This window comes from Enterobacter sp. MGH 24 (genome assembly GCF_000493015.1).
Taxonomy (GTDB): Bacteria; Pseudomonadota; Gammaproteobacteria; order Enterobacterales; family Enterobacteriaceae; genus Enterobacter.
Genome location: NZ_KI535657.1, coordinates 1,948,613 through 1,968,909 on the forward strand (window position 1 = coordinate 1,948,613; position 20,297 = coordinate 1,968,909).

At 58.4% G+C, this 20,297-nt stretch carries 21 protein-coding genes, 1 tRNA gene and 2 pseudogenes; 11 read left to right on the forward strand and 13 right to left on the reverse strand.

The window, feature by feature from the left end:
* Positions 1-18: 18 nt before the first annotated feature.
* From pyrI to L370_RS22690, 3 genes are read right to left on the reverse strand one after another with little or no spacing between them, the layout of a single operon-like run.
* A complete protein-coding gene (gene pyrI / locus L370_RS12615; protein ID WP_023334315.1) occupies positions 19-480 on the reverse strand; it encodes an aspartate carbamoyltransferase regulatory subunit in 462 nt (153 codons plus the stop codon).
* A 12-nt stretch (positions 481-492) separates the two neighbouring features.
* Positions 493-1,425 carry an aspartate carbamoyltransferase gene (pyrB, locus tag L370_RS12610; protein ID WP_023334316.1) on the reverse strand — a complete coding sequence of 311 codons (933 nt, stop codon included), beginning with the start codon at positions 1,423-1,425 and terminating at the stop codon, positions 493-495.
* A 34-nt stretch (positions 1,426-1,459) separates the two neighbouring features.
* A complete protein-coding gene (locus L370_RS22690; RefSeq protein WP_022646880.1) occupies positions 1,460-1,564 on the reverse strand; it encodes a pyrBI operon leader peptide in 105 nt (34 codons plus the stop codon).
* Here L370_RS22690 and L370_RS23385 point away from each other — a divergent pair.
* Positions 1,544-1,661 (forward strand): annotated as a pseudogene (locus tag L370_RS23385) (hypothetical protein). The gene L370_RS22690 and the pseudogene L370_RS23385 overlap by 21 nt on opposite strands.
* A 3-nt stretch (positions 1,662-1,664) precedes the next feature.
* Here L370_RS23385 and L370_RS12605 read toward each other — a convergent pair.
* The 5 genes from L370_RS12605 to arcA all read right to left on the reverse strand — a co-directional run bounded on the left by L370_RS12605 (position 1,665) and on the right by arcA (position 6,844).
* On the reverse strand, positions 1,665-2,144 hold the full coding sequence (locus L370_RS12605) for an arginine repressor (protein ID WP_023334317.1): 480 nt from the start codon (positions 2,142-2,144) through the stop codon (positions 1,665-1,667).
* A gap of 75 nt (positions 2,145-2,219) precedes the next feature.
* Positions 2,220-3,623, reverse strand: coding sequence for a YfcC family protein (locus tag L370_RS12600; RefSeq protein WP_023334318.1), 1,404 nt, complete (start codon positions 3,621-3,623; stop codon positions 2,220-2,222).
* Positions 3,624-3,670: 47 nt separating this feature from the next.
* Complete coding sequence (argF, locus tag L370_RS12595; RefSeq protein WP_023310201.1) at positions 3,671-4,675, reverse strand: ornithine carbamoyltransferase; 1,005 nt, start codon at positions 4,673-4,675, stop codon at positions 3,671-3,673.
* A 26-nt stretch (positions 4,676-4,701) separates the two neighbouring features.
* Entirely contained in the window at positions 4,702-5,613 is a 912-nt protein-coding gene (arcC, locus tag L370_RS12590; protein ID WP_023334319.1) for a carbamate kinase, read from the reverse strand.
* A gap of 10 nt (positions 5,614-5,623) precedes the next feature.
* Entirely contained in the window at positions 5,624-6,844 is a 1,221-nt protein-coding gene (arcA, locus tag L370_RS12585) for an arginine deiminase (protein WP_023334320.1), read from the reverse strand.
* Positions 6,845-7,519: 675 nt separating this feature from the next.
* Here arcA and L370_RS12580 point away from each other — a divergent pair.
* From L370_RS12580 to L370_RS12560, 5 genes are all read left to right on the forward strand, one after another.
* Entirely contained in the window at positions 7,520-7,972 is a 453-nt protein-coding gene (locus L370_RS12580) for a YhcH/YjgK/YiaL family protein (protein WP_023334321.1), read from the forward strand.
* 239 nt (positions 7,973-8,211) lie between these two features.
* Positions 8,212-9,120, forward strand: a complete 909-nt coding sequence (gene yagE / locus L370_RS12575; protein ID WP_023334322.1) for a 2-keto-3-deoxygluconate aldolase — start codon at positions 8,212-8,214, stop codon at positions 9,118-9,120.
* Between the two features lie 14 nt (positions 9,121-9,134).
* Positions 9,135-11,102: a xylonate dehydratase YagF gene (gene yagF, locus L370_RS12570; RefSeq protein WP_023334323.1), complete on the forward strand. Its 1,968-nt coding sequence runs from the start codon at positions 9,135-9,137 to the stop codon at positions 11,100-11,102.
* Positions 11,103-11,328: 226 nt separating this feature from the next.
* Entirely contained in the window at positions 11,329-12,711 is a 1,383-nt protein-coding gene (locus L370_RS12565) for an MFS transporter (RefSeq protein ID WP_023334324.1), read from the forward strand.
* A gap of 11 nt (positions 12,712-12,722) precedes the next feature.
* Positions 12,723-14,333 carry a glycoside hydrolase family 43 protein gene (locus L370_RS12560; RefSeq protein ID WP_023334325.1) on the forward strand — a complete coding sequence of 537 codons (1,611 nt, stop codon included), beginning with the start codon at positions 12,723-12,725 and terminating at the stop codon, positions 14,331-14,333.
* 4 nt (positions 14,334-14,337) lie between these two features.
* Here L370_RS12560 and xynR read toward each other — a convergent pair whose 3' ends face one another.
* The 5 genes from xynR to L370_RS23610 form a co-directional block, all read right to left on the reverse strand.
* On the reverse strand, positions 14,338-15,096 hold the full coding sequence (xynR, locus tag L370_RS12555) for a DNA-binding transcriptional repressor XynR (RefSeq protein WP_023334326.1): 759 nt from the start codon (positions 15,094-15,096) through the stop codon (positions 14,338-14,340).
* A gap of 208 nt (positions 15,097-15,304) precedes the next feature.
* Entirely contained in the window at positions 15,305-15,739 is a 435-nt protein-coding gene (locus tag L370_RS12550; RefSeq protein WP_023334327.1) for a DUF3828 domain-containing protein, read from the reverse strand.
* Between the two features lies 1 nt (position 15,740).
* Entirely contained in the window at positions 15,741-16,103 is a 363-nt protein-coding gene (locus L370_RS12545) for a hypothetical protein (RefSeq protein WP_017383896.1), read from the reverse strand.
* A 277-nt stretch (positions 16,104-16,380) separates the two neighbouring features.
* Positions 16,381-17,385, reverse strand: coding sequence for an ornithine carbamoyltransferase (gene argF, locus L370_RS12540; RefSeq protein ID WP_023334328.1), 1,005 nt, complete (start codon positions 17,383-17,385; stop codon positions 16,381-16,383).
* The gene (locus L370_RS23610) at positions 17,355-17,450 is read right to left on the reverse strand and encodes a putative translational regulatory protein ArgL (RefSeq protein WP_219811098.1); all 96 of its coding nucleotides are present in this window, start codon (positions 17,448-17,450) and stop codon (positions 17,355-17,357) included. The genes argF (L370_RS12540) and L370_RS23610 overlap by 31 nt, the downstream gene beginning before the upstream one ends.
* Positions 17,451-17,549: 99 nt before the next feature.
* On the opposite strand from L370_RS23610, the gene rraB reads away from it, so the two are divergent.
* The 5 genes and pseudogenes from rraB to L370_RS12515 all read left to right on the forward strand — a co-directional run bounded on the left by rraB (position 17,550) and on the right by L370_RS12515 (position 20,273).
* Positions 17,550-17,975, forward strand: a complete 426-nt coding sequence (gene rraB / locus L370_RS12535; protein WP_023334329.1) for a ribonuclease E inhibitor RraB — start codon at positions 17,550-17,552, stop codon at positions 17,973-17,975.
* Positions 17,976-18,022: 47 nt separating this feature from the next.
* Positions 18,023-18,781: a tRNA isopentenyl-2-thiomethyl-A-37 hydroxylase MiaE gene (gene miaE / locus L370_RS12530; protein WP_023334330.1), complete on the forward strand. Its 759-nt coding sequence runs from the start codon at positions 18,023-18,025 to the stop codon at positions 18,779-18,781.
* Between the two features lie 30 nt (positions 18,782-18,811).
* Positions 18,812-19,534 (forward strand): annotated as a pseudogene (locus L370_RS12525) (topoisomerase II).
* 105 nt (positions 19,535-19,639) lie between these two features.
* Positions 19,640-19,724 (forward strand) — tRNA-Leu (locus tag L370_RS12520).
* Between the two features lie 309 nt (positions 19,725-20,033).
* A complete protein-coding gene (locus L370_RS12515; RefSeq protein WP_023334333.1) occupies positions 20,034-20,273 on the forward strand; it encodes an HTH-like domain-containing protein in 240 nt (79 codons plus the stop codon).
* Positions 20,274-20,297 lie beyond the last annotated feature (24 nt).

The following is a 20,297-nucleotide window of genomic DNA, read 5'->3' on the forward strand; positions in this document are numbered from 1 at the left end:
TTTCATTACCAACCTCAATTAATTGGCCAGCACCACATAATGAGAAAACTCTTTTTCGCAGTATTTGCATTTGAGCGCGATGTCATCGGCGCGTTTTTTCACTGCAAAGCTGGAGTAAACCGGCTCCGCATGGCTGATGCAGTTGCTGTTCGGGCAGACCAGCACGCGCTCGATACGATCCGGCAGGCTCGGGCGGGATTTGCCGACCACTTCATACTCGTCGATGCGGTTGACGGTAGCGTCCGGCGCGTACAGCGACAGCTGGTTAACCTGCTCGTCGGTCAGGAAGGTATTCTCGATTTTGATCAGGTCCTTGCGGCCCATTTCACCTGACGGCAGGTTCAGGCCGATGGTGATGCGCTGGTCGGTTTCGGTCAGTTTGAACAGCGTCAGCAGCTTAAAGCCGACCTGCGCAGGGATGTGGTCAATCACGGTGCCACGCTTGATGGCTTCAACCTGGAGTTTGTTATCGTGTGTCATGGTCGTTTCCCCTTACAGTGCCAATTCGCGATTCAGAACCAGTGCCAGTAACGCCTGGCGGGCGAAGATGCCGTTTCCGGCCTGCTGGAAGTACCAGGCGTGCGGCGTTTTGTCCACGTCTGTGGCGATCTCATCGATGCGCGGCAGCGGGTGAAGGACCTTCATGTTGTCGCGCGCGCCCTCGAGGTCGCTGGCACGCAGCACGAACTGCGCCTTCACGTTGGCGTATTCGGACGGGTCCAGACGCTCTTTCTGCACGCGGGTCATGTAGAGAATATCCACGTGGCCCATCACCTCTTCGATGCTGGCGTGCAGGCTCCACGCAATGCCTTTCTCGTCCAGCATGTCGAGAATGTACTGCGGCATCGCCAGCGCATCAGGCGCGATGAAGAAGAAGCGGTTGCCGTTAAATTTCGCCAGCGCCTGGGTCAGGGAGTGGACGGTGCGGCCGTACTTCAGGTCGCCGACCATGGCAATGTTCAGGTTCTCAAGCTTGCCCTGCGTCTCCTGAATGGTGAACAGATCCAGCAGGGTCTGGGTCGGATGCTGGTTAGCACCGTCACCGGCGTTCAGCACCGGAATGCCGCCGGAAAACTCGGTCGCCAGACGCGCCGCGCCCTCCTGCGGGTGACGCATCACAATCGCGTCGACGTAGGTGCTGATCACTGAAATGGTATCCGCCAGGGTCTCGCCTTTTTTACCCAGCGACGTGTTGCTGCTGTCCGAGAAGCCCACCACGCTCGCGCCCAGGCGGTGCATGGAGGTTTCAAAGGAGAGGCGGGTGCGGGTTGAGGCTTCGAAGAAGCAGCTCGCAATCACCTTGTGCTTCAGCAGCTCCGGTTGCGGATTGGCCTTCAGTTTTGCCGCGGTTTCCAGAACCAGTTCCAGCTCTTCGCGGCTGAGGTCGTTTATGGAAATGATGTGTTTTTGATAAAGCGGATTCATGTTTATCTCCTGACGCCGGGCAAAAAAAAGCCCCTCAAATGAGGGGCTCTGGGAATAGGTTTAGCAACGGGAAGAAAAACGGCAGGCCAGCGTCTGATTTCAGACGCGGTAAGACGTTATGTCGTACACGCTTGACCATGCTTCCTCCCGGCAAATTGTCGGGCATTATACGCAGCTCGCTTTTCGGATCAAGCGATTTAATGCACGCTTTACTCAATGCAAACGGTTCTTTATGAATATTAATGCGTTCTGAGTAAATAATTAATTTGCTTATGCACCAGCGCGGTGCGCTTCACGACGCGAGGGGCGACCCAGACGATACTGCTGCCAGCCACCACGCCTAAAATTTCCGGCAGCTGGTGATAATCCAGAATACGCGCCACCGCGCGGCCATATCCGGCGACGGTATGAACAAGGATAAACTCGCTATTGTGCTCGACGCTGACCACCATTTCGGACACGGTACGCGCGGCGTCGGGGGCAGGGCGCAGCTGGGGATTCAGCGAATAAATTTTTAGCCCTTTGGCATTTCGAATTTTTATGACACCGAGCAATTTAAGCAGACGTGAAACGGTGGACTGGCTGATGGTCTCAAAACCACGCTCCTGCAAATCCCGGCGGATCTCCTCCTGAGAGAGATAACTCTTTTCTGCGATCAGACGCTGGCAGACCGTCAGCTGAAGCTGTTCTTTTGGAGAGTAATCACCATATTCCGTCATAACTATTTCCCATGTAAGTGGCTGAAACAAAACGCCCGGTGGCGCTACGCTTACCGGGCCTACAACTTCAAAACATCACAACACCGCCCCCAGGCTTAACGCCGCCATAATCACTACCGTTAAAATGCCCAGCAGCGGCGCCACCCATTTCAGATAACGCACGTAGGGCACGCGGGCGATAGCCAGCCCGCCCATCACGACGGCAGAGGTGGGAGTGACCAGGTTCACGATGCCTGAGGCCGACTGGTAAGCCGTGACCACCAGGTCGCGGTTGACGTTAGCGAAATCGGCAAGCGGCGCCATGATCGGCATCGTCAGAACGGCCAGGCCGGACGAAGAAGGCACAAGAAACGACAGCACGACCTCCAGCCAGTACATCACGTTGATAAACGCTACCGTGGACAACCCGCTGACCAGCCCTTCCGCGCTGTGCAAAATGGTGTGGGTAATCATGCCCTTATCCATGATGACTACGATACCGCGCGCGATGCCGATAATCAGCGCGACGCCCAGCAAATCTCGCGCGCCGTTGATAAACGTCGAAGTCAGCTCTTCTTCGCTCATGCGGGCAATCAGGCCGACGATAATCGCGCTGGCGAGAAACACCGCCGAAATCTCCGCCATCCACCAGCCCAGCACCGCCACGCCGTAGATCATCACCGCGAAGGCGAGGGCGAAAATCACCAGGATGATTTTGCGCACCGGGGTAAATTCCAGCGACTGTTCGCCCTTGTTGCCGAGGAAGTGGGCGCGGTTCTCTTCCTGCTTATCCGCCACGATCGACAGTGACGGATCCTGGCGCACCTTGCGGGCGTAACGCATTACCCACGCCACGCAGATGATCCAGCCGATGACCAGCAGCGCCACGCGCAGGGCGATGCCGTTAGTGAAGGGGATCCCGGCGGCGTTGGCGGCGATCACCGTGGCAAACGGGTTGATGGTGGAGCCGAGGGTGCCGATCCCCGCGCCAAGCAGCACGGTGGAGGCGGCGACCACCGGGTCGAACCGCGCGGCCAGCATTACCGGCACCAGCAGGGTATAGAACGGCAGCGACTCCTCGGCCATGCCGTAAATCGTCCCGCCTGCGGCAAACAGCGCCATCAGGATCGGGATCATCCACTCCTCGCGGCCGCGCAGCCGGGTGGTGACGCGTTCGATCCCGGCGTCAATCGCCCCGGTTTTGGTGACGATCCCGAGAAATCCCCCGATGATCAGGATAAACAGCGCCACGTCGATCGCCCCGGCCTGGCCGGACTCCGGATCGTACAGCCCGGCAATCGGCGCCATCAGGACGGAAACCAGCCCCTGCGGATGTGCCGCCACGTGCGCGTACGTTCCGGCAATCGGGACTTCTTTACCGAGGGTTTCGTTCATTGCCATCTGGTACTGCCCGGCGGGGACGACCCAGCTCAGCGCCGCCACAACGGCAATCAGAAAAAAGAGAATGGTGTAAGCGGAGGGAAACTTAAATTTGCCCATGATGTGCTCCTTAAACCCGGCGCACCCCTTGGCGCGCCGGGCGGTGATTAGTCGCCGAGTGTCGCCACCATGACCGCTTTAATGGTGTGCATGCGGTTCTCTGCTTCGTCGAAGACGATGGAGTTCGGTGATTCGAAGACCTCTTCCGTCACCTCCAGCCCCTTCAGGCCGTACGCCATCTCGATCTCGCGGCCCACTTTGGTGTGCTCGTTGTGGAACGCCGGCAGGCAGTGCATAAACTTGACGTTCGGGTTGCCGGTGGCCTTCATCACGTCCGCGTTGATTTGATACGGCTTCATCAGGCTGACGCGCTCGGCCCAGGCTTCCTTCGGCTCGCCCATAGAGACCCACACGTCGGTGTAGAGGAAATCGGTCCCCCGCACGCCTTCTTCCACGTCGTCGGTGAGGGTGATGCGCGCGCCCGTCTCTTTCGCGATGGCGCGGCACTGCTCGACCAGCCCGGCTTCCGGCCAGAAGGATTTCGGCGCGACGAGGCGGATATCCATCCCCATCTTGGCCGCGCCGACCATCAGCGAGTTGCCCATGTTGTTGCGCGCGTCGCCGAGATAGGCAAAGCTCAGCTCCGGCAGGGTTTTGCCCGGCGCGTGCTCCAGCATGGTCATCAGGTCGGCGAGGATCTGCGTTGGGTGGAACTCGTCGGTCAGGCCGTTCCACACCGGCACGCCCGCGTACTCGCCCAGCTCTTCGACGATGGCCTGGCCGTAGCCGCGGTATTCTATGCCGTCATACATGCGGCCCAGCACACGGGCGGTGTCCTTCATTGACTCTTTATGGCCAATCTGCGATCCGCTTGGGCCGAGGTAGGTGACCTGCGCGCCCTGGTCGAATGCGCCCACTTCAAAGGCGCAGCGGGTGCGGGTAGAGGTTTTTTCAAAAATCAGGGCGATGTTTTTCCCGACCAGGGTTTGCTTCTCACGCCCGGCTTTTTTGGCGGCCTTGAGTTCGATGGCGAGGTCGATGAGGTACTGGATCTCCGCCGGGGTGTAGTCCAGCAGTTTCAGGAAGTTGCGGTTTTTCAGGTTGATGGTCATGGGTAAATCCTTTTTAAAATGAGTGTTCAGTTACGAATCAACGTGCCTTTCTCGCCCGCGAGGATCTCCGCGCCGTCGGCCAGCGCCCCGATCCCGGCAATGCCGTTGCAGGCCTCAACAAACTCGCGGCAGGCGGCCACTTTCGGCCCCATCGATCCGGCGTCGAACTGCATGCCTCTGAGCAGCTCCGGCGTAACCTGCGCCAGCGGGCGCTGGGTCGGTTTGCCCCAGTCGAGGTACACCGCGTCGGCATCGGTGAGGATCAGCAGGGCATCCGCCTCAATCTGGCGCGCCAGCAGGGCGGCGGAGAGGTCTTTGTCGATCACCGCCTCAATCCCGCGATAGCCGTTGGCGTTTTCCACCACCGGCACGCCGCCGCCGCCGTTGCAGATCACCAGGTGGTCGCGCTGAATCAGCGCCGTGATGGCGTCGCTCTCGACGATGCGCTTCGGCTGCGGTGACGGCACCACGCGGCGGACGTAGCTCCCGTCGGCCTTGAACACCCAGCCTTTTTCCGCGGCCAGCATTTTTGCCTGGGCTTCGCTGTACACCGGGCCGATGTATTTGGTCGGGTTGCTGAAGGCAGGGTCGGCAGCGTCCACTTCCACCTGCGTGAGCAGGACACTCACCTCGCGCTGCGGCAGATTGTTTTTCAGCGCCTGCTGGAGCATGTAGCCGATCATTCCCTGGCTTTCGGCGCCGAGAACGTCCAGCGGGTAGGGCGTGACTTTGTCGTAGGCGCTGTTCTGCAGCGCCAGCAGCCCGACCTGCGGTCCGTTGCCGTGCACCAGCACCACGCGCCACTGTTCCGTCAGCCCGGCGATGGTGCGGGCGGCCTGCTCGATGTTCTGGCGCTGGATCTCCGCTTCCAGCGGCTCGCCGCGCTTGAGCAGCGCGTTGCCGCCAAGCGCCACAACCAGAGTGGGTTTTCGTTCCATGATGGCTCCTTTAAATTCCGTCGCGTTCCAGCGGGCAGCTCATGCAGCGCGCGCCGCCGCGGCCGCGTCCGAGTTCGTCGCCAGGGATGGGCAGCACGGTGATACCCGCTTTGTCGTACTTCTCGTTGGTCCAGACGTTGCGCTCGTAGCCGATCACCACGCCGGGGCGGATAGTCAGGACGTTATTGGCGTCGTTCCACTGCTCGCGTTCGGCCTCAAAGGCGTCGCCGCCGGTGGTGATCAGACGTACCTGGTTAATGCCGAGCGCTTTCTCGATGGCGTGCAGCAGGTCGGTTTCCTGCGTGCGCTGCAGGCCACCGCGTCCGTCCGGGGTGAGCGTCCAGCACTGGGCGTCCTTGCGCACCACTTCCGGGTAGACGGAGAAGGTGTCCACGTCGATGTGGGTCATGACGGTGTCGAGGTGCATGCAGGAGCGGTGTTTCGGCAGCTCAACGGCGATCACGCGCTCGGCCTGGCGGTGTTTGAACAGGCTGTTGGCGAGGAACTCCACGCCCTGCGGCGTCGTGCGCTCGGACATGCCGATCAGGACCGCGCCGCGGCCAATAACCAGTACGTCGCCGCCTTCTAAGGTGGCGTGGTCGTAATTAATATTCTCGTCGCCGAAATACTTAATAAAATCGCCGTCGGCAAACGCCGGGTGCCAGCGATATATAGCCCGCAGGTTATTGGTTTCACGCTGACGGGCCGGTTTCGCCATCGGGTTAATGGACACGCCGTTATAAATCCAGCACGAGGTATCGCGGGTAAATAAATGGTTCGGCAGCGGCTTCATAATAAAATCATTCGCCGTGTGGGTATCGACCACCATATTTTTAATGGCCGCCGGAATTTCACCGTAGGTTAATCCGCCGCTTAATCTGCGCGCCAGTTCGCGGTGCGGCATATCCGCCAGCCAGCCGCGCACGTCGCCGGCAAAGGTGGGACCGAGGCGATAGTCGGAGATTTGCGTATCCAGCAGCCAGGCTTTCGCTTCTGCAATATCAAGGGTTTGTGTCAGAAGGTCGGTTAACAGCAGGACTTCCACACCCTGCTCGCGCAGCGTGTTGGCGAAGATGTCATGCTCTTCACCCGCCCGCTCAACCGAGAGCACGTCATCAAAAAGCAGCTCCTGACAGTTTGATGGCGTTAAACGTTTCAGACTTAAATTTGGGCGGTGCAGCATAACGCTACGCAATTGACCAATTTCAGAACCGACGTAATGCTTTTCCATAATTATTCCTTTAACTGTTTTTCAGAATAAAAAGGGCATGCGCCATGTGATGTATTTAATTGCATGGCGGCTAAGCTCAATTGATTTCGTGATTCATACTAGGCAGTTAAATAATCCGTATTGTGATATTGCTCACGCGAAACCGGATATTAAGGGGTTTGTTTTCATTTGCATGATTCGCATCAGATAATGATTAATTTCATATTATTGAGGCGTGAATAGCTAAGCAGGATCCGGTGGCATTATTTGAGGTTGTTATTATTTTGTAGATTTTAACCTTTTGAAATATATTGTTATGTAACTGATTTTAAATGATAAATATCATGCACAAGAATGGCTATGCAATTAACGTAATTAACTATTTTTGACTTAAGAAAAATCAATAAATAATTATGGTTTTTTAGAGCAAATTATCAAAACAGTAAAGTGTGAGGCGGCAACGGGTTTTGTTAATTAGAGAGCACGATCAAGAGGTTAGAGCGGTCGTGCGATAAGCGCTGATCGAGGTTATGCATAACCCCTGCATAAATGCCTGGGCAGGGTTAACAGCAATTTAACACCATTTCCGATAAACATGCGCTCGCGCAAACCACGTCTAAAAAGGGCTGGTATGGCAGCCGGGATTCTCGTATAAAAGATAAAAATGAAACATTGTTTTATATTGAGGATTGAAACATGATTATCGGCAACATCCACCATTTGCAGTCCTGGCTGCCTGACGATCTGCGTCAGGCCATTGAGCACGTCAAAACCCATGTCACCGACGCCACGCCGCTCGGGAAACACGACATCAACGGCAACAGCCTGTTTTATCTGGTCTCCGAAGATACGACCCAGCCGTTCGCCGAGCGCCGCGCCGAGTACCACGCGCGCTATCTGGATATCCAGATAATTATGAAAGGCCAGGAAGGGATGACCTTCAGCACCCTGCCGCACGGCGCGCCGGACACCGACTGGCTGGCGGACAAAGACATCGCGTTTCTGCCGGAAGGCGAGGAGGAGAAAACCGTGGTGCTGAGCGAAGGGGATTTCGTGGTGTTCTGGCCGGGCGAAGTGCATAAGCCGCTGTGCGCGGTGGGAGCGCCTGCTAAGGTCAGGAAAGTGGTCGTTAAAATGCTGGTGGAGTAATTTTCCCTCACCCCGGCCCTCTCCCAGAGGGAGAGGGTGTAAAAGTCCCCTCTCCCTCTGGGAGAGGGTTAGGGTGAGGGCACCAGACCGCACCCACGCATAATGTGATCCAGCTTAAATTTCCCACACTCCCTCTTCCCTTTCCATTTACCTGCGCTTTTTCTGCGTCATAGTATGATTGTTAATTTAATGAACGCTGTTCTATAATGTAGAACAAAATGATTCAGCAAGGAGATCTTATGCCGCAGTCCGCGTTGTTCACGGGAATCATTCCCCCTGTCTCCACCATCTTTACCGCCGACGGCCAGCTCGATAAGCAGGGCACCGCCGCGCTGATCGACGATCTGATCGCGGCAGGCGTTGACGGCCTGTTCTTCCTGGGCAGCGGCGGCGAGTTCTCCCAGCTCGGCGCCGAAGAGCGTAAAACCATTGCCCAGTTTGCTATCGATCACGTCGATCGCCGCGTGCCGGTGCTGATCGGCACCGGCGGCACCAACGCCCGGGAAACCGTTGAGCTGAGCCAGCACGCGCAGCAGGCGGGCGCGGACGGCATCGTGGTGATCAACCCCTACTACTGGAAAGTGTCGGAAGCGAACCTGATCCGCTATTTCGAACAGGTGGCGGACAGCGTCACGCTGCCGGTGATGCTCTACAACTTCCCGGCGCTGACCGGGCAGGATCTGACCCCGGCGCTGGTGAAAACCCTCGCCGACTCGCGCAGTAACATTATCGGTATTAAAGACACCATCGACTCCGTCGCCCACCTGCGCAGCATGATCCACACCGTCAAAGCCGCCCATCCGCACTTCACCGTGCTGTGCGGCTATGACGATCATCTGTTTAATACCCTGCTGCTCGGCGGCGACGGGGCGATCTCGGCGAGCGGCAACTTTGCCCCGCAGGTGTCGGTGAATCTTCTGAAAGCCTGGCGGGATAAAGACGTGGCGAAAGCGGCCGAGTATCATCAGACCCTGCTGCAAATCCCGCAGATGTATCAGCTGGATACGCCGTTTGTGAACGTCATTAAAGAGGCGATCGTGCTCTGCGGCCGCCCGATTTCTACCCACGTGCTGCCGCCCGCCTCTGCGCTGGACGAGCCGCGTAAGGCGCAGCTGAAAACCCTGCTACAACAGCTCAAGCTCTGCTGAGCCGGACGATAACCATGACCATCGAGAAAATTTTCACCCCGCAGGACGATGCGTTTTATGCGGTGATCACCCACGCGGCGGGGCCGCAGGGCGCGCTGCCGCTGACTCCGCAGATGCTGATGGAATCTCCCAGCGGCAACCTGTTCGGCATGACGCAGAACGCCGGGATGGGATGGGACGCCAACAGGCTCACCGGCAAAGAGGTGCTGATCATCGGCACCCAGGGCGGGATCCGCGCCGGAGACGGGCGTCCGGTTGCGCTGGGCTACCACACCGGGCACTGGGAAATCGGCATGCAGATGCAGGCGGCGGCGAAGGAGATCACCCGCAACGGCGGGATCCCGTTTGCGGCCTTCGTCAGCGATCCGTGCGACGGCCGTTCTCAGGGCACGCACGGCATGTTCGACTCCCTGCCGTACCGCAACGACGCGGCGATCGTGTTTCGCCGCCTGATTCGCTCCCTGCCGACGCGGCGGGCGGTGATCGGCGTGGCGACCTGCGATAAAGGGCTGCCCGCCACCATGATTGCGCTGGCTTCCATGCACGACCTGCCGACCATTCTGGTGCCGGGCGGGGCGACGCTGCCGCCGACCGTGGGCGAAGACGCGGGCAAGGTCCAGACCATCGGCGCGCGCTTCGCCAACCACGAACTCTCCCTGCAGGAGGCCGCCGAGCTGGGCTGTCGCGCCTGCGCGTCGCCGGGCGGTGGGTGTCAGTTCCTCGGCACGGCGGGCACCTCGCAGGTGGTCGCGGAAGCGCTGGGCCTGGCGCTGCCGCACTCCGCGCTGGCGCCGTCCGGACAGGCGGTGTGGCTGGAGATCGCCCGCCAGTCGGCGCGCGCGGTGAGCGAGCTGGATAACCGCGGCATCACCACGCGCGATATCCTCACCGATAAAGCCATCGAAAACGCGATGGTGATCCACGCGGCGTTCGGCGGCTCAACCAATTTACTGCTGCACATTCCGGCCATCGCCCACGCGGCGGGCTGCACTATTCCGGACGTTGAACACTGGACGCGGGTTAACCGCAGGGTGCCTCGCCTGGTCAGCGTGCTGCCCAACGGCCCGGACTATCACCCGACCGTGCGCGCCTTCCTCGCGGGCGGCGTGCCGGAGGTGATGCTCCACCTGCGCGATCTCGGCCTGCTGCATCTTGATGCGATGACCGTCACCGGCCAGACGGTGGGCGAGAACCTCGACTGGTGGCAGGCGTCCGAGCGCCGGGCGCGCTTCCGTCAGTGCCTGCGCGAGCAGGACGGCGTGGATCCGGATGACGTGATCCTGCCGCCGGAGAAGGCAAAAGCGAAAGGGCTGACCTCGACGGTCTGCTTCCCGACGGGCAACATCGCGCCGGAAGGCTCGGTGATCAAGGCCACGGCCATTGACCCGTCGGTGGTGGGCGAAGATGGCGTTTACCGCCACACCGGCCGGGTGCGGGTGTTTGTCTCGGAAGCGCAGGCGATTAAGGCCATCAAGCGGGAAGAGATTAAGCAGGGCGATATCATGGTGGTGATCGGCGGCGGGCCGTCCGGCACCGGCATGGAAGAGACCTACCAGCTCACCTCCGCGCTCAAGCATATCTCGTGGGGCAAAACGGTGTCGTTAATCACCGATGCGCGCTTCTCGGGCGTGTCGACGGGCGCCTGCTTCGGCCACGTGTCGCCGGAGGCGCTGGCGGGCGGGCCGATTGGCAAGCTGCGCGACAACGACATCATCGAGATTGCGGTCGACCGCCTGACGTTAACAGGCAGCGTGAACTTTATCGGCACGGCGGACAACCCGCTGACGCCGGAAGAGGGGGCGCGCGAGCTGGCAGTCAGGCAGACGCATCCGGACCTGCATGCCCACGACTTTTTGCCGGACGATACCCGGCTGTGGGCGGCGCTGCAGTCGGTGAGCGGCGGCACCTGGAAAGGCTGCATTTATGACACCGATAAAATCATTGAGGTAATTAACGCCGGTAAAAAAGCGCTCGGCATTTAATTATTTTCAGAGATAAAACCGTCTGCGGGAAATATTCCGCGGGCGGTTTTGCTGTTCCTGTTATTTATCAATTTAAACAATAAGTTGCGATATATCGTTGGCGTCACAAAAGCAAAATAACGTAATTCAGAAATAAGATATGACCATTGCTGGTTAATTGAACAGCTCATTACACTCCATTAACACGATGTTGTAATTCAGCACACTACATAAGGGTGTAATTCTGATGACGCAATTAACCATGAAAGACAAAATTGGCTACGGGCTGGGTGACACCGCCTGCGGCTTCGTCTGGCAGGCCACGATGTTCCTGCTGGCCTACTTCTACACCGACGTCTTCGGCCTGTCGGCGGGGATTATGGGCACGCTGTTTTTGGTCTCCCGCGTGCTCGACGCCGTGACCGACCCGCTGATGGGGCTGCTGGTAGACCGCACCCGCACGCGGCACGGCCAGTTCCGCCCGTTTCTGCTGTGGGGTGCCATCCCGTTTGGCATCGTCTGCGTGCTGACCTTCTACACGCCGGACTTCTCCGCGCAGGGCAAGATCATCTACGCCTGCGTGACCTACATTCTCCTGACCCTGGTTTATACCTTCGTTAACGTGCCGTACTGCGCCATGCCGGGCGTCATTACCGCCGACCCGAAAGAGCGTCACGCCCTGCAGTCCTGGCGCTTCTTCCTGGCGGCGGCGGGCTCGCTCGCCATCAGCGGCATCGCGCTGCCGCTGGTGAGCATCATCGGCAAAGGGAACGAGCAGGTGGGCTACTTCGGCGCCATGTGCGTACTCGGGCTGAGCGGCGTGGTGCTGCTCTACGTCTGCTTCTTCACCACCAAAGAGCGCTACACCTTTGAGGTGCAGCCGGGCTCGTCGGTGGCGAAAGATCTTAAGCTGCTGCTGGGCAACAGCCAGTGGCGGATCATGTGCGCGTTCAAGATGATGGCGACCTGCTCTAACGTGGTGCGCGGCGGGGCGACGCTCTACTTCGTGAAATACGTGATGGATCACCCGGAGATGGCGACCCAGTTCTTACTCTACGGCAGCCTCGCCACCATGTTCGGCTCGCTCTGCTCCTCCCGCCTGCTGGGCCGCTTTGACCGCGTTACCGCCTTCAAGTGGATCATCGTCGCCTACTCGCTGATCAGCCTGCTGATTTTCGTCACCCCGGCGGAGCATATCGCGCTGATTTTCGCCCTCAACATCCTGTTCCTGTTCGTCTTTAACACCACCACGCCGCTGCAGTGGCTGATGGCCTCTGACGTGGTGGACTACGAGGAGAGCCGCAGCGGGCGCCGCCTCGACGGGCTGGTGTTCTCCACCTACCTGTTCAGCCTGAAGATTGGCCTGGCGATTGGCGGGGCGGTGGTGGGCTGGATCCTGGCGTACGTGAACTACTCCGCCAGCAGCAGCGTGCAGCCGGTTGAAGTGCTGACCACCATCAAAATTCTGTTCTGCGTGGTGCCGGTGGTGCTCTACGCGGGCATGTTCATCATGCTGTCGTTTTATAAGCTCACCGACGCCCGCGTGGAGGCCATCAGCCAGCAGCTGATCAAACACCGCGCGGCGCAGGGCGAGGCCGTTCCCGACGCAGCGACAGCCGCATCCCATTAACCGGAGGCACTATGCAAATCACTAACCCGATACTCACCGGCTTCAACCCGGACCCGTCCCTGTGCCGCCAGGGCGAGGACTACTACATCGCCACCTCGACCTTCGAGTGGTTCCCGGGCGTGCGCATCTACCACTCCCGCGACCTGAAAAACTGGTCGCTGGTCAGCACCCCGCTGGACCGCGTGTCGATGCTGGACATGAAGGGCAACCCGGACTCCGGCGGCATCTGGGCACCGTGCCTGAGCTACGCCGACGGCAAATTCTGGCTGCTCTACACCGACGTGAAGATTGTCGACTCGCCGTGGAAAAACGGCCGCAACTTCCTCGTCACCGCGCCGTCCATCGAGGGGCCGTGGAGCGAGCCGATCCCGATGGGCAACGGCGGGTTCGATCCGTCCCTGTTCCACGACGACGATGACCGCAAGTACTATATCTACCGCCCGTGGGGGCCGCGCCACCACAGCAACCCGCACAACAACATCGTGATGCAGGCGTTTGACCCGCAGACCGGCACCCTCTCGCCCGAGCGCAAAACCCTGTTTACCGGCACGCCGCTCTGCTACACCGAGGGCGCACACCTGTATCGCCACGCGGGATGGTACTACCTGATGGTCGCCGAAGGCGGCACCAGCTACGAGCACGCCGTCGTGATGCTGCGTGCAAAAACCATCGACGGGCCGTACGAGCTTCACCCGGACGTGACGATGATGACCAGCTGGCACCTGCCGGAGAACCCGCTGCAGAAGAGCGGCCACGGCTCGCTGCTGCAGACCCACACTGGAGAGTGGTACATGGCCTACCTCACCAGCCGCCCGCTGCGCCTGCCCGGCGTGCCGCTGCTGGCCTCCGGCGGACGCGGCTACTGCCCGCTGGGCCGTGAGACCGGTATCGCCCGCATTGAGTGGCGCGACGGCTGGCCGTACGTGGAAGGCGGCAAGCACGCGCAGCTGACCGTGCCCGGCCCGCAGATTGCCGAGCAGCCCGCTGCCGTTCAGCACAGCTGGCGGGACGATTTCGACGCCAGTTCGCTCGACCCGGAACTGCAGACCCTGCGCGTTCCGTTCGACGACACCCTCGGCTCGCTCACCGCGCGCCCCGGCTATTTACGGCTCTACGGCAACGACTCGCTCAACTCGACTTTTACCCAGTCGACCGTGGCGCGCCGCTGGCAGCACTTCGCTTTTCGTTCAGAAACGCGGATGCAGTTCTCGCCGGTCCACTTCCAGCAGAGCGCGGGGCTGACCTGCTACTACAACAGCAAAAACTGGAGCTACTGCTTTGTGGACTACGAGGAGGGGCAGGGGAGAACCATCAAGGTTATTCAGCTCGACCACAACGTGCCGTCATGGCCGCTGCACGAGCAGCCCATTCCGGTGCCGGAGAGTGCGGAGAGCGTCTGGCTGCGGGTAGATGTGGATACGCTGGTCTACCGCTACAGCTACTCGTTCGACGGCGAGACGTGGCACGCCGTGCCGGTAACCTATGAGGCGTGGAAGCTGTCGGACGACTACATCGGCGGGCGCGGCTTCTTCACCGGCGCATTTGTGGGGCTGCACTGCGAGGACATCAGCGGCGACGGCTGCCACGCGGACTTCGACTACTTCACCTACGAGCCGGCCTAACGGCTCAGGCCGGGTAGCCCAGCGCGCGTGAGAGCTGGAGCCCGGCCTGCTGGAGCTGCTCGCGGAAGTTAGCCAGCTCTGCGTCGTCCACGCGGGAGGTAAGCGTCGACAGGCTCAGGGCGGCGATGACGCGGGACTCGTGGTTCCACACCGGCACCGCCACGCAGCGCACACCCTGCTCGTTCTCTTCGCTGTCAAGGGCATAGCCCTGCTCGCGGGTCAGCGTCAGGGCGGCCATTAGCTCTTCACGAGAGGCGAGGGTGGAAGGGGTATAGGTGGTGTACTGATAGCCTTCCAGCAGGGCGTTCAGCTCGGGTTCGCCCAGCCAGGCAATCAGCACCTTGCCGATGGCGGTGGCGTGAACCGGCAGACGGCGGCCGATGCGCGAATAGGCGATGGCGGCCAGCTTGCCTTCAATCTTCTCGATATAGACCCCTTCACGCCCGTCCAGGATCCCCAGATGGGTCGTCTGCCCGGTCCGCTGGGACAGCTCCGTCAGCCAGCCTTTCGCCTTCTGTCGAATATCGATGGAGCCCACGACAAAATGACCGCGCTCGACCAGCTTCATGCCGAGGCGATACTTGCCGTTTTCCGGGTTCTGATCGATATAGCCGTGAAGCTGCAGGGTTTTCAGCAGCGAGTGGAGGGTACTCTTGCTCAGCCCCATCAGTTTGCTGATGTCGGTGATCTTAAGCTCGGTGGCCTGCTCGTTGAACAGGTCGAGGATCTGCAACGCACGTTCAACAGACTGAATAATCGGCATAATGCTGGCATGTCCACGCTGGAATTAAGGCGAAAACGTACCTTTTTCGGGGTGAAAAATCAATTGAGTAGAGCGGGTTGTGGGAGAAAGGGCATCAGGCCGCATCGTCACCTGATTTGCCCGGCGGCGCTTCGCTTGCACGGGCCTACGGGTTGTGTAGGCCGGGTAAGCGCAGCGCCACCCGGCTACATTATTGTTAGCGGGGGCATCAATTATTATCCCGAGCAGCGACAGACTGGATTTTCCAGATCCCATCTTCTTTCACCATGCAATCAATGACTGTGTGCTGGGTCTTTTTGCCAAACGTGATATTCACGTTTACACAGACCGGGTCTGAATCATACGAATCAATAGCCACATTCTCAGCCCAGTCCTCGCCGATATACTGCGATTTCATAAAAAAATCAGCCTCGTAAAATTCAGCGTCGGCATAACGGGGATCGTCTGCATGACGTAATTTTTTCATGGTGCTGGCCGTAACGAACTTATCGATTTCATTTCCCTGTTGGATGGGATAACGATCGTTGTTCACCTGTTTGACGTACCAGCGATTGAATTCAAGGGCGCGCTGCATCGGTATCTGAAAATCTTCGGCCCCCAATGCGGCTGTGCTGAATAACACAATTAAGATGAGCTTATTCATTTTAATAATGCCTGTATAAGGTTATTGCTGGCTGAAGTTGGCGATAGGTTGGCCCCGGGTACAGTGTTCTCTGTTTAAAATCTGAATACCAGGTTCCAGCGCCATCGTAAATACAGACATGTCCGTACTGATTCGGGCCGGGCAAGGCATCAATCACCGCGATATCCCCCTCTATGGGGGTGCCATAGACTTTTGAGAACCCTGCTTTTTCAAGAGAACGCCAGAAATCCTTGGCGTTTGCCCCTTCGATTTTAAGCCCTCCTGCTCGAATGGCGGCGGCGATTGCGCGAGCGCAATAGTGTCCAGTATGGGTTAGTGCGTGGCTACGGGCGTATGACACAGCTTCATGCTTATTCCATGACATAAATAATCCTTATTAACGAAATGCAGCAATAAGGAAATATTACGCCGATAATATACGGTGTTTTGTAATTGATAATGACCTGATATTAACCATTATCTACTCAATAAATAATGGTTAATAAAAACATAAATTCTTATTATGGTTAATGTCTAGTTGAGAAAGCGTCAGTAAAATGAATTTTTCTGCCTGACGATAACGCTGTTGTCGTTTTTAGGGTTTTCTCCCTCTCCCTGTGGGAGAGGGCCGGGGTGAGGACATCAGACCGCAGAGGAGCCAATCACTCCCCAAGCGTCGCCACCATCACCGCCTTAATCGTATGCATCCGGTTTTCCGCCTGGTCGAACACAATGCTCGCCGCCGACTCAAACACCTCGTCCGTCACTTCCATCCCGCCGTGCAGATCGAACTCTTTCGCCATCTGCTTGCCGAGCGTGGTCTGGTCGTCATGGAACGCCGGCAGACAGTGCAGGAACTTCACGTCCGGATTGCCGGTCAGCGCCATCATCTGTTCGTTCACCTGATACCCGCGCAGCAGCGCGATCCGCTCCGCCCACTTCTCTTTGGCTTCGCCCATCGACACCCACACGTCGGTATAGATAAAGTCCGCGCCCTTCACGCCCGCCGCCACGTCTTCCGTCAGAGTAATTTTTCCGCCGTGTTTTTCCGCCAGCGCGCTGCACTCCGCCACCAGGCTCTCTTCCGGCCAGCAGGCCTTCGGGGCCACCAGGCGCAGATCCAGCCCGGTCAGCGCCGCCGCTTCCAGCATCGAGTTGCCCATGTTGTTGCGCGCGTCGCCCGCGTAAACCAGCGTCATCTCGTTAAACGCCTTGCCCGGCAGGTGCTCCTGCATGGTCAGCAGGTCCGCCAGCAGCTGCGTCGGGTGGAACTCGTTGGTCAGCCCGTTCCACACCGGCACGCCCGCATACTGCGCCAGCGTTTCGACCACTTCCTGGCCGTGGCCGCGATACTGAATGCCGTCGTACATCCGCCCGAGCACCCGTGCGGTGTCCTTAATTGACTCTTTATGCCCAATCTGGCTGCCGCTCGGCCCTAAATACGTGACGCGCGCGCCCTGGTCAAATGCGGCAACTTCGAAAGAGCAACGTGTACGGGTCGAGTCTTTTTCGAAGATGAGCGCGATGTTTTTACCGGTAAGCTTCTGTACTTCCTTGCCATTTTTTTTATCGGCTTTGAGCTGTGCGGCAAGGGTCAGCAGAGAAGTGAACTGTGCAGGGGTAAAATCAAGCAATTTCAGAAAGTGTTTCTTGTACAGATCAGACATTTTATCCTCACATGGCGAACGCCATTTATTGAATTAAAATTCACTTTATATGTGTAATTATTCATTTGCAACCCCGTTTCACAAATCTTTCCAACAAAGGTGGAGGCAAACCCGTCCGTGTGTGAAAATAGAAGTATCTGCCGCACTTTAAAGAGGATTGAGCCATGGCAAACCCGGAACACCTGGAAGAGCAACGCGAAGAGACGCGTCTGATTATTGAAGAACTGCTGGAAGACGGTAGCGATCCGGACGCGCTGTACACCATCGAGCACCATTTCTCTGCGGATGATTTCGACGCGCTGGAAAAACTGGCGGTAGAAGCCTTCAAGCTGGGTTACGAAGTGACCGAGCCGGAAGAGCTGGAAGTGGAAGAGGGCGACACCGTCATCTGCTGCGACATTCTGAGCGAAGGCGCGCTGAAGGCGGAGCTTATCGACGCGCAGGTCGAACAGCTGATGAACCTGGCCGAGAAGTTTGACGTGGAATACGACGGCTGGGGAACCTACTTCGAAGATCCGAACGGTGAAGACGGCGAAGAAGGCGACGACGAAGATTACGTCGACGAAGACGACGACGGCGTGCGTCACTAAGCGTTTCAGGCGGTGGCGCGCGCCACCGCTTTTTTCAAGGCAGAACCATGGATTACCCGCAGATACTCGCCCCCGTACTCAACTTCCTCCAGTGCCCGACCCCGCAAGCATGGATTGATAAAGCCCGCGACCCGGCGAACCTGCCGCTGCTGCTCACCGACCACATGGTGTGCGAGCTCAAGGCCGCCCAGACCGCGCTGCTGCTGGTGCGTAAATACGTCGCCGACGAAAGCGGTGCCGACGCGCTGCTCGACTGGCTCAAACCCTACGAACAGTTCACCTTCCGCGACGGCCCGGAGCCGGACTTCATCGCCCTGCACAGGCAGATTGGCAAAAGCGTGATGCCCAAAACCGACGACCCGTGGGGCCAGGCGCTCATCGACAGCATGGTGCTGCTGATTAAAGAGGAGTTGCACCATTTCTGGCAGGTGCGAGAGGCGATGCTGGCGCGCGACATTCCGTACGTCAAAATCACCGCCAGCCGCTACGCCAAAGGGATGCTGAAGGACGTGCGCACTCACGAACCGCTGACGCTGATCGACAAGCTCATCTGCGGCGCCTACATCGAAGCCCGCTCCTGCGAACGCTTCGCCGCGCTGGCTCCGTTCCTCGACGACGACCTGCAGAAGTTCTATCTCTCGCTGCTGCGCTCGGAAGCACGCCACTATCAGGACTACCTGACGCTGGCGCAGCAGGTGAGCGACGACGATATCTCACCGCGCATACAGCATTTTGGCGAAATTGAAGCCACACTTATCTCGACACCGGACAACGAGTTTCGCTTCCATAGCGGCGTGCCGGTGTAAACCGGCATAGCGAAAGGATAAGGATGCGAGATGAATAAAACGTGGACCCGTATTGTGATTGTCGTCGTCGCGGTTGCCGCCGTGGCGTTCTGGGTATTCTTCGATAAGCAGCGTGCCCCCGAACACTAGATTGATACCACCCTCAACGCGATGCCCGCCTGGCAGGTGATTAAGGAGCAGGAGCCCGCGCTGCATCAGCGCATCCTCGACCAGATGGCCGCCCTGCAAAAAGCGGGCGAGCCGGAGCAGCAGATTATCGACACCATCCAGCCGCAGATCCTGCATCTGCAGATGTCGCGCCTGCAGAACGCCCCGGACGCCAACGTGGTGAACTACATGACCATCAACATGGAGCAGACCGCTGCCATCCAGAAGGTGAGCGACGACGCCTGCTTCCGCTTCCTCTACCCGATGGTGAAGGGCGGCGTGAACCCGATGCGCATGCTGGATAAAGACCTGATGACGCGGCGCATGCAGGCCGACGCCGACATGATGCGCGCGGCCTACGGCAAAAACCGCCACACCGTGACCCCGGCCGAACGCGAGGCGGCTGTCGAGGATGTGCGGCCGATTATGAAAGAACTTGCCGATAAGTACGGTGAGGACATCCAGCTGCTGCAGACGCCGGAGAAGGCGGCGGGCAAAGAGAAGCTCTCCTGCGATATGGTGCAGGAGATGTGGGCGAAGGTGCTGGCGCTGCCGGAGCAGAAGGCGGCGAGGGTGATTCGGCTGGCGGTGTCTGAGCTGGACTGACGGTAGCGCTGGTTTTTTGGGCACTTAGCGCGGGTTTAGCGCGTCGTCGCTTGCATGGCGGCGCGCGACAGGTATAATCCACAACGTTTACGCATCCCCTTCAGTGCCGAAGTGGCGAAATCGGTAGACGCAGTTGATTCAAAATCAACCGTAGAAATACGTGCCGGTTCGAGTCCGGCCTTCGGCACCAAAAGATGCAAATCAAAGTCGCTTAAGGGCGGCTTTTTTTGTGTCTGGAACTCAGTATCCGTAAGGCTTTCCTCGCTTTTTCATTTGTTCTAGATCTAGTCGATTCAAGATACTTATTGCTGTAATAACTGTGTATTCCAGGCTTGCATTCATATGTATGTAATACAGCAATAGTTAATGTGGTGGAAGAAATTAACACCGTTCAAAAATCCTTCAGATAACACTGCGAATTACCTTAGTTCTTGAATCCGAGGCCGCGTTTAGCTAATTTAGCTAAATTACTCAGTAAGTCGACAGTTGCACTCTATTTATGAACGAAAACGATATTTATCGCCGTATTCAGCAGGCGCTGTCCAACGCGCCACGTAACCAATATACCGTCGAGCTGCATCTGCAAATGATCAAATATGCCGACGAACTGGAACACATTACGGCAAAAGCCTTTTGCGAAGGCACCGGTCTGAGCCAGAGTCTCGGCACCGAATTCAGCAAAATGCGTAACTTAACCCGTCGGCTGAAAGACGCCGGACTGAACACCGATCTGCTGTAACCTGCTTACGGCACGTCATCGCGC